The sequence below is a fragment of the uncultured Dokdonia sp. genome (assembly GCF_937910895.1).
Taxonomy (GTDB): domain Bacteria; phylum Bacteroidota; class Bacteroidia; order Flavobacteriales; family Flavobacteriaceae; genus Dokdonia.
Genome location: NZ_CALEMI010000033.1, coordinates 21062 through 29165, shown reverse-complemented (window position 1 = coordinate 29165; position 8104 = coordinate 21062). Strand labels below are relative to the sequence as shown.

Sequence of the window (8104 nt, the reverse complement as noted above, 5' to 3'; positions counted from 1 at the left end):
TATCATCCTTAGCTTCAATAATAACTTCTACAGCTTCCTCACCTACTTTTTGAGCTACTTTATTGATTCCTTTTTTAAACAAGCTAGCCACGTAAGAATTTGGATTATTTTCTGGATTGTCTTTACGATCCCGTATCACTTCTTCTAGGTTTGAAAAGAAACCATATTGAGGTATGTTGCGTTCTCCCCAACAGGTATCTGTCCCTTTGTGACATACGGGACCTGTAGGCTCTACAAGTACCAATAAACTATCTTGATCACAATCTACTTTTATTTCAACAAGATCTAAGTAATTATTAGACTCTTCTCCTTTAGTCCATAAACGGTTTTTACTTCTGCTAAAAAATGTTACGCGTTGTGTATCCAACGTTTTTGAATACGCTTCTTTATTCATATACCCAAGCATCAGTACATTTTTGGTAAGTGCATCCTGTATGATAGCAGGAACAAGGCCATCTGAAAATTTTGAAAAATCAATTGTCATATTTTATCTATTTTGAGGTTAGATACGCACGGTAATCCCTTGCGTTTTTAATTCTTTTTTTAATTCTGGTATTGGTATTTCTCCAAAGTGAAAAACACTAGCCGCTAGTGCAGCATCGGCTTTTCCTTCTGTAAACGCGTCTTTAAAATGTTGTATGTTTCCTGCACCACCACTAGCAATGATAGGAATATTTAATTCGTTAGAGAGTCTTGCTAAAGCTGTATTGGCAAAACCATCTTTAGTTCCATCGTGATCCATAGAGGTGAATAGGATTTCACCTGCACCACGTTGCTCTACTTCTTTTGCCCAATCAAATAAATTACGTTCTGTAGGCACTTTACCGCCCACGAGATGAACGATCCATTCGCCATTAATATATTTAGCATCTATTGCTACAACAATGCATTGAGAGCCAAATTTTGCCACTAATTCATTAATCAGTTCTGGACGTTTTACCGCACTAGAGTTGATAGACACCTTATCAGCTCCATTTTTAAGGAGAATATCTACATCTTCTACAGATGAAATGCCACCTCCTACCGTAAACGGAATATTGACTTGTGATGCAACTCGCAATACAAGATCTGACAGGGTTTTTCTACGTTCTTCGGTAGCAGAGATATCCAGAAACACAAGCTCATCTGCACCCGTATCTGAGTATATTTTCGCCAGCTCTACCGGATCACCAGCATCTCGCAGGTTAACAAAATTGGTTCCCTTCACGGTTCTACCATTTTTTATATCTAAACAGGGTATTATTCTTTTTGTTATCATTTTATGCCCGCGAAGGCGGGTATTTTTTAATTTATAATTACAATTATAGTTATTGGTTATAGGTCTCATCACTCATCACTCATCATTTTTAATTGTCAAATCCAATCCATCATAAAACCCTAACGGACTATTTATTAATTGCTTTACCCAAAAAGCGATTTGTCCTGTGTGGTAACTATAATGCTCTACGGCATGAATCACGCAGCCCATTCCTGAAAAATGAAAGCCTTGCACATCTCGTTTTTTCAAAAGCTGTTCTTCCGTGGCATTTATGATGGTTTCCTTCACTGCGGCTACGGTCGTTTTTAGTTTCTCAAGCAATACCTCTTTTGTATAACTACCCGCAATTTGAAACTCCGTATCTCTATCACGCGTATCTTCTTGTTCGCCAAGACTTGAGATTACATATTGTGTCATATTACCACACAAATGTAAAATCTGATTCTCCATACTATTACTGGCATTATTTGGACGTTTCCAAAAAATATCTTCAAATGGATTTGGTTGTGTGTAGGATGCCGCTTTCGCGAAAGCGATCTCAACCATACGCGTACTTTCATCAATTCTGTAAAGCGTATTTTCCTTAAAATCAGTAACCCAAGATGATTCCATACATTAATGATTTAAAATAAAGTTTTCTAGTTGTTTTAAGGAAATACGATTTTCATAAATAGCTTTTCCTATTATCGTTCCTTCACAACCTAGTTCTACCAGCCTTGGCAACTCATCAAACGTTGAGATTCCACCAGAGGCAATGAGTTTAAGCCCAGGCTGACACGAATGTATAATTTTCTCATACAAATCAAATGAAGGACCTTCCAACATCCCGTCTTTACTGATATCAGTGCAGATGACATACGAAATTCCTTTTTGCATATAATCAATAATAAACGGAATTAACTCCAAATCACTTTCTTCTTGCCAACCACTGATGGCTATTTTTTCATTCTGTGCATCTGCGCCCAAAATAATTTTATCAGATCCATAGGTGCTAATCCAATTTTCAAATACGGAAGGATCTTTTACCGCAATACTTCCGCCTGTGATTTGTGAAGCACCACTTTCAAAGGCAATACGAAGGTCTTGATCTGTTTTTAAGCCACCGCCAAAATCAATTTTCAAAGTGGTTTTAGAAGCAATTTGCTCTAAAATCTGATGATTAACTATATGCTTGCTTTTAGCACCGTCAAGATCTACCAAATGGAGGTATTTGATCCCGTGCGCTTCAAAATTTTTGGCAACCTCTAGCGGATTTTCATTGTATATTTTTTTAGTGTCATAATCTCCTTTTGAGAGCCGTACACATTTCCCTTCGATGATATCTATTGCTGGTATTATTCTCATTTTATGCCCGCGAACACGGGTAACTTTTAGTTGGTCAGTCACAGTCTAGACCTATTACTGTTCTTTATTTAAAAACCTCTCAACTGCGCTCGAGGGGACAGTTCAATTATAATTCCAAAAAATTCTTCAAAATCTGCTCTCCCGTACGGCTACTCTTTTCTGGATGAAATTGTGTGCCATAAAAGTTTGCTTTCGCGAAAGCGGCGCTATACGGAATCCCATACTCACAGACAGCGATAGTTTGATCTGTCACGGGTGCATAATAGCTGTGAACCATATAGATAAACTCATGTTCTGCCACATTCTTAAAGAGTGGTGATGTAAGGTGTGAAATACTATTCCACTGGATTTGTGGGATTTTTATGCTCCTGTCTGCTGACGGGGCAGATTCGCGCCCACCTACTCGGTCGTCAGGAAAGCGTACCACATCTACATCAAAAATTCCTAATCCCTCTGTATTCCCTTCTTCTGAGTAGTTGCACATCAATTGCATGCCCAAGCAAATTCCTAAAACAGGTTGCTGTAACGTCGGAATCACTTTATCCAAACCGCCTTCTCTCAGCTTTTGCATCGCACTACTCGCCTCACCTACGCCAGGGAAAATAACTTTATCTGCATTTCTTATTTCTTCAGGATCATTGCTTAACACGGCTGTGAGTCCTAAACGCTGTATCGCAAATTTAATACTCTGGATATTTCCAGCACCGTAATCTATGATAACTATTTGCCCCCTAGCCCCCAAAGGGGGAACTCTTTCCTTATTCATATATTTTTCTTTTTCATATCTGTGAATACAGATATCTCATCTAACTCTTCTTATTTTCTATATCATTACCACATTACTATTATTACCCCCTTTGGGGGCTAGGGATATTTACAACATTCCTTTAGTGCTTGGCAGGATCATTTTATCTGGATCACGTTTAATCGCTACTTTAATCGCTTTGGCAAAGGCTTTAAAAATAGCTTCGATTTTGTGATGCTCATTGGTACCTTCTGCTTTGATATTTAGGTTGGCTTTGGCTCCATCTGTAAAGGATTTAAAGAAGTGATAGAACATTTCTGTCGGCATCTTCCCTATCATCTCTCGTTTAAAATCAGCTTCCCAAACAAGCCAATTACGACCTCCAAAGTCAATAGCAGCTTGTGCTAAGCAGTCATCCATTGGTAAACAGAAACCATAACGTTCAATCCCCAGTTTATTACCTAGTGCATCAGCAAAGATTTCGCCCAAGGCTATCGCAGTATCTTCGATGGTATGATGTTCATCTACTTCCAGATCGCCTTTTACTTGAATATCTAAATCCATTGCGCCATGTCTCGCCAATTGATCCAGCATGTGGTCAAAAAAAGCAATTCCCGTATCGATTGATGATTTTCCGGTACCGTCTAAGTTGATGGTGATTTGGATATCGGTTTCGTTTGTTTTTCGCGAAAGCGTACGAATACGATCTTCTAATTTTAAAAACTCATAAATCTTCTGCCAATCGTTACTTTCTAAGGCAATATCTTTATCTAATTCTGATCGCTTTATCGTAATTTCTCCTGTGCCTAAATGCGTTTCGTCATTGATATAAATCCCTTTAGCACCCAGGTTTGTAGCAAGTTGCATATCCGTAAGTCGATCACCAATCACAAAAGAGTTTGCTAAATCATAGTCTTCAGAAAAATACTCGGTCAGCAACCCTGTGCCAGGCTTACGCGTATCTGCATTTTCATGCGGAAATGTGCGATCTAGAAATACCTTATCAAAAACAACCCCTTCATTTTCAAACGATTTGAGAATAAAATTATGCACTGGCCAGAAGGTATCTTCTGGAAAGACATCGGTTCCTAAGCCATCTTGATTGGTAATCATGACAAGTTCATAATCCAACTCTTGTGCAATTTTACCCAACCATGTAAAGGCTTTAGGATAAAATATCATTTTTTCAAAAGCATCTATTTGCTCATCTACGGTTTCTTTAATGATTGTACCGTCACGGTCTATAAATAAAACTTTCTTTTTCATTTGTATGATTTATCATTCTGAACTTGTTTCAGAATCTAGCTTAATTATTATTTTGAGATTGCTATTAACGCTGTTATTAATTGCTCATTTTCTTTTGCGGTTCCTATCGTAAACCGTAAGGTATTTTCACAAAGTGGTTGGGTACTTCGGTTACGAACGACGATGCCTTTTTCTAGTAATTGGTTGTATCGTAAGCTTGCATTATCGACTCTGGCTAATATAAAATTTGCTTCTGATGAAAATACTTTTGTTATAAAATTAACATCAACTAATACTTTATATAAATAACCCTTACTATCTAGTATTGAGTCTATTTCTTTTTTAATAGAATCATATTTTGTAATATGATGAACTGCTGTTTGTTGTGTTAAAATGTTTACGTTATACGGTGGTTTTATCTTTTTGAGAATCTGTATAATTTCTGCTGAAGCAAATGTCATTCCTAGTCGTATTCCTGCCATTCCATACGCTTTTGAAAGCGTTTGTGTCACGATTAAATTAGGATATAGATCAAGGTTTTTTGTCCAACTTGGAGAAGAAGCAAAATCAATATAGGCTTCATCTATCACCACAAGGCCATCAAAACGAGTAAGGATTTCCTCTATTTTTTCTGCATCAATAAGATTCCCCGTCGGATTATTTGGCGAGCAAAGAAAGATCAATTTTGTGTTCTCATCTACGTTTTGAAAGATCGTATCAAGATCTGGTTGAAAATCTTGATTGAGTAATACCTCCCTATTTTCGATATCATTTGTAGCAGCCAGTACTTTATACATTCCGTAGGTAGGTGGCAAACTGATCACATTATCTTTGGCAGGCACACAAAAGGCTCTGAAGATAAGATCCAAGACTTCGTCACTGCCGTTCCCGAAAAGGATTTGATCTTCCGCTATTTGTTTCTGGGTAGCGATGAGTTGTCGTAGTTTGCCTTGTTGTGGGTCTGGGTAGCGATTTACACCATTATCAAAAGGATTTTCATTGGCATCCAAAAACACCATTTCTTTATCAAAATCTGTAAACTCATCTCTCGCTGAGCTATACGCCGTCATTTTTGCTACATTGGCACGAACAAGGCTATGGAGGTCAAATTGCTTTTTCATAGCTTTCCTCTAGTTGTTATTTGATGAAGGGGCATCTTCGTCTAGTTTATTTAATCGTAATGTCACTGCATTTTTATGAGCTTCCAGCCCTTCTGCCGTTGCCATGATTTCAATAGCATTCCCAATGTTTTTAATCCCTTGTTTTGTGATTTTTTGAAAGGTCATACTCTTTAAAAAACTATCCAAATTTACACCGCTATACTGCTTTGCATAGCCATTTGTAGGTAAGGTATGATTGGTTCCTGAGGCATAATCACCAGCGCTTTCTGGGGTATAGTTCCCTATAAAAACTGATCCTGCATTTTGTATTCCGTTTACGTAAAAATCTTCATTTTCTACACAAACAATAAAATGTTCTGGACCGTATTCATCAATAAGTGCTAGTGCTGTCGCATCATCTTCTACATAAATCAGCTTACTATTATCAATAGCTTTTTGAGCTATACGCTTTCGCGAAAGCGTACTCATCTGCACTTGAATTTCTTTTTCTACAGCAGTTATCAGATTGCGCGAAGTAGATACCAAGATCACTTGACTATCGGTTCCGTGCTCTGCTTGACTTAACAGATCGGATGCTACAAAAGCGGCATCTGCGGTATCATCTGCCACCACAAGCAACTCTGATGGACCTGCTGGCATATCAATCGCAACCCCATAATTGGTCGCCAATTGTTTTGCGACTGTGACAAACTGATTGCCTGGTCCAAATATTTTATACACTTGCGGAATGGTTTCTGTACCAAAAGTCATCGCTGCAATCGCCTGAATACCTCCTACTTTATAGATTTTTGTGACGCCACATAATTGTGCTGTATACAAAATAGCAGGGTTAATGGTTCCTTCTTTTGAAGGGGGTGTACATAATACAATCTCTTTACATCCCGCAATTTTTGCAGGGATTGCCAGCATTAATATGGTAGAAAATAAGGGGGCTGTTCCTCCAGGAATATAGAGACCTACCTTTTGAATCGGCCGTTTTTCTTGCCAGCAAGTTACACCTGGGGTCGTTTCTATAGTAACACGTTCTGTTTTTTGTGCTTCGTGAAATTTTTCAATATTGCTTTTTGCAAGTTGTATGGCTTCTTTTACTTCTGGATCTAATGCCGCTACAGCTTCACTTACCTCTTGAGAAGATACTATGGTAGTATCTAACGCAATCCCATCAAAAAGAGAGGTGTATTTTGCTACAGCGCGATCGCCTTTTTGCTTTACTTGCTTAAAAATGTCTGTAACGGTAGCTTCTATATCTTCTACGGTTTGTGTAGGACGTTTTAGAATCTCTTGCCAATCCTTGGGCGCTGGGTTATAAATTTTGTTCATTACAGTACCATTTTTTCGATTGGACATACTAGGATTCCTTCGGCTCCTGCTTCTTTGAGTTGATCGATCACATCCCAAAAACTATTTTCATCAATCACACTATGTACACTACTCCAGCCTTTTTCTGCTAGTGGTAATACAGTAGGGCTTCGCATACCGGGTAGTATTTTTATAACAACATCCAACTTAGCATTAGGCACATTCATAAGCACATAACGGCTGCGTTGTCCTTTAAGAACGCTGCGAATTCTAAATCGGAGTTTCTCAAGGATTTCTTTACGTTCTTTAGAGATTTTAGGCGACACTGTTAATACCGCTTCTGACGTTAGCATGACTTCTACCTCCTTTAAATTGTTCTTAAACAAGGTGCTTCCACTAGAAACAATATCACAAATCCCATCAGCAAGACCAATATTGGGAGCAATTTCTACAGAACCGTTAATGACGTGAAGTTCTACAGAAACTCCTTTTTCTTTAAGATATCGTTTAACGGTATTGGGATAGGATGTTGCGATGCGTTTTCCTTCAAAATCCTTAACTGAATTGTATGTTTCATTTTTGGGTATTGCCAGAGACACTTTGCATTTTGAAAATCCAAGACGCTCTATAATTTGCAGATCTTCTCCTTTTTCGATTAATGTATTTTCACCAAGAATAGCAAGATCAATAACACCATCTCTTAGGTATTGTGGAATATCTCCATTACGGAGATAAAATACTTCTAAAGGAAAATCTCTAGCGGTCGTTTTTAATTGATCTTGTCCGTTGTCAATAGAAATCCCGCAATTTTCAAGGAGTGCTAGTGACTTTTCATTAAGGCGCCCAGATTTTTGGACAGCGATTCTAATTTTTGTGTTCATTTTTCTTTTTACTTATTAATGCTTGAGTTATACAAAACAAAAAACCCGTTTGAATAACTCAAACGGGTTTTGAAATAATGTATAGGCATATCATTTCACCTCGCTCGAGCGATTGATGTAAAATGATGATGATGTAATATATTGTTCTTCATAACAGATACAAAAGTATTCTATTTTTTGTTAAAAACAAGTGTATAACACAAATTAATAT

General features: G+C 37.7%; 9 protein-coding genes. All 9 read right to left on the bottom strand.

All coding sequences use genetic code 11. The features are described 5' to 3' along the window. The coding region (gene hisIE / locus Q0505_RS03795; protein WP_299209011.1) for a bifunctional phosphoribosyl-AMP cyclohydrolase/phosphoribosyl-ATP diphosphatase HisIE at window positions 1–484 on the bottom strand (484 nt) is incomplete at its 3' end. A gap of 18 nt (window positions 485–502) precedes the next feature. Then, on the bottom strand, window positions 503–1258 hold the full coding sequence (gene hisF, locus Q0505_RS03790; protein WP_299209008.1) for an imidazole glycerol phosphate synthase subunit HisF: 756 nt from the start codon (window positions 1256–1258) through the stop codon (window positions 503–505). A 75-nt stretch (window positions 1259–1333) separates the two neighbouring features. Further along, window positions 1334–1870 (bottom strand): DinB family protein, encoded by a 537-nt coding sequence (locus tag Q0505_RS03785; protein ID WP_299209006.1) that lies wholly within the window; start codon window positions 1868–1870, stop codon window positions 1334–1336. Between the two features lie 3 nt (window positions 1871–1873). Then, window positions 1874–2602, bottom strand: coding sequence for a 1-(5-phosphoribosyl)-5-[(5-phosphoribosylamino)methylideneamino]imidazole-4-carboxamide isomerase (gene hisA, locus Q0505_RS03780; protein ID WP_299209003.1), 729 nt, complete (start codon window positions 2600–2602; stop codon window positions 1874–1876). A 106-nt stretch (window positions 2603–2708) separates the two neighbouring features. Beyond that, window positions 2709–3368 (bottom strand): imidazole glycerol phosphate synthase subunit HisH, encoded by a 660-nt coding sequence (gene hisH / locus Q0505_RS03775; protein WP_299209000.1) that lies wholly within the window; start codon window positions 3366–3368, stop codon window positions 2709–2711. Window positions 3369–3476: 108 nt separating this feature from the next. Next, window positions 3477–4613, bottom strand: a complete 1137-nt coding sequence (hisB, locus tag Q0505_RS03770) for a bifunctional histidinol-phosphatase/imidazoleglycerol-phosphate dehydratase HisB (protein WP_299208997.1) — start codon at window positions 4611–4613, stop codon at window positions 3477–3479. 47 nt (window positions 4614–4660) lie between these two features. Beyond that, window positions 4661–5713: a histidinol-phosphate transaminase gene (hisC, locus tag Q0505_RS03765; protein WP_299208994.1), complete on the bottom strand. Its 1053-nt coding sequence runs from the start codon at window positions 5711–5713 to the stop codon at window positions 4661–4663. 9 nt (window positions 5714–5722) lie between these two features. After that, window positions 5723–7033: a histidinol dehydrogenase gene (hisD, locus tag Q0505_RS03760; RefSeq protein ID WP_299208990.1), complete on the bottom strand. Its 1311-nt coding sequence runs from the start codon at window positions 7031–7033 to the stop codon at window positions 5723–5725. Next, the gene (hisG, locus tag Q0505_RS03755; RefSeq protein ID WP_299208987.1) at window positions 7033–7893 is read right to left on the bottom strand and encodes an ATP phosphoribosyltransferase; all 861 of its coding nucleotides are present in this window, start codon (window positions 7891–7893) and stop codon (window positions 7033–7035) included. Before hisG ends, hisD begins: the two co-directional genes overlap by 1 nt. Window positions 7894–8104 lie beyond the last annotated feature (211 nt).

Bases quoted from the DNA above. Each gene is read 5' to 3' on its own strand.
- hisF (WP_299209008.1), bottom strand. From the start codon at position 1,258: ATGATAACAAAAAGAATAATACCCTGTTTAGATATAAAAAATGGTAGA.
- Q0505_RS03785 (WP_299209006.1), bottom strand. From the start codon at position 1,870: ATGGAATCATCTTGGGTTACTGATTTTAAGGAAAATACGCTTTACAGA.
- hisA (WP_299209003.1), bottom strand. From the start codon at position 2,602: ATGAGAATAATACCAGCAATAGATATCATCGAAGGGAAATGTGTACGG.
- hisH (WP_299209000.1), bottom strand. From the start codon at position 3,368: ATGAATAAGGAAAGAGTTCCCCCTTTGGGGGCTAGGGGGCAAATAGTT.
- hisB (WP_299208997.1), bottom strand. From the start codon at position 4,613: ATGAAAAAGAAAGTTTTATTTATAGACCGTGACGGTACAATCATTAAA.
- hisC (WP_299208994.1), bottom strand. From the start codon at position 5,713: ATGAAAAAGCAATTTGACCTCCATAGCCTTGTTCGTGCCAATGTAGCA.
- hisD (WP_299208990.1), bottom strand. From the start codon at position 7,033: ATGAACAAAATTTATAACCCAGCGCCCAAGGATTGGCAAGAGATTCTA.
- hisG (WP_299208987.1), bottom strand. From the start codon at position 7,893: ATGAACACAAAAATTAGAATCGCTGTCCAAAAATCTGGGCGCCTTAAT.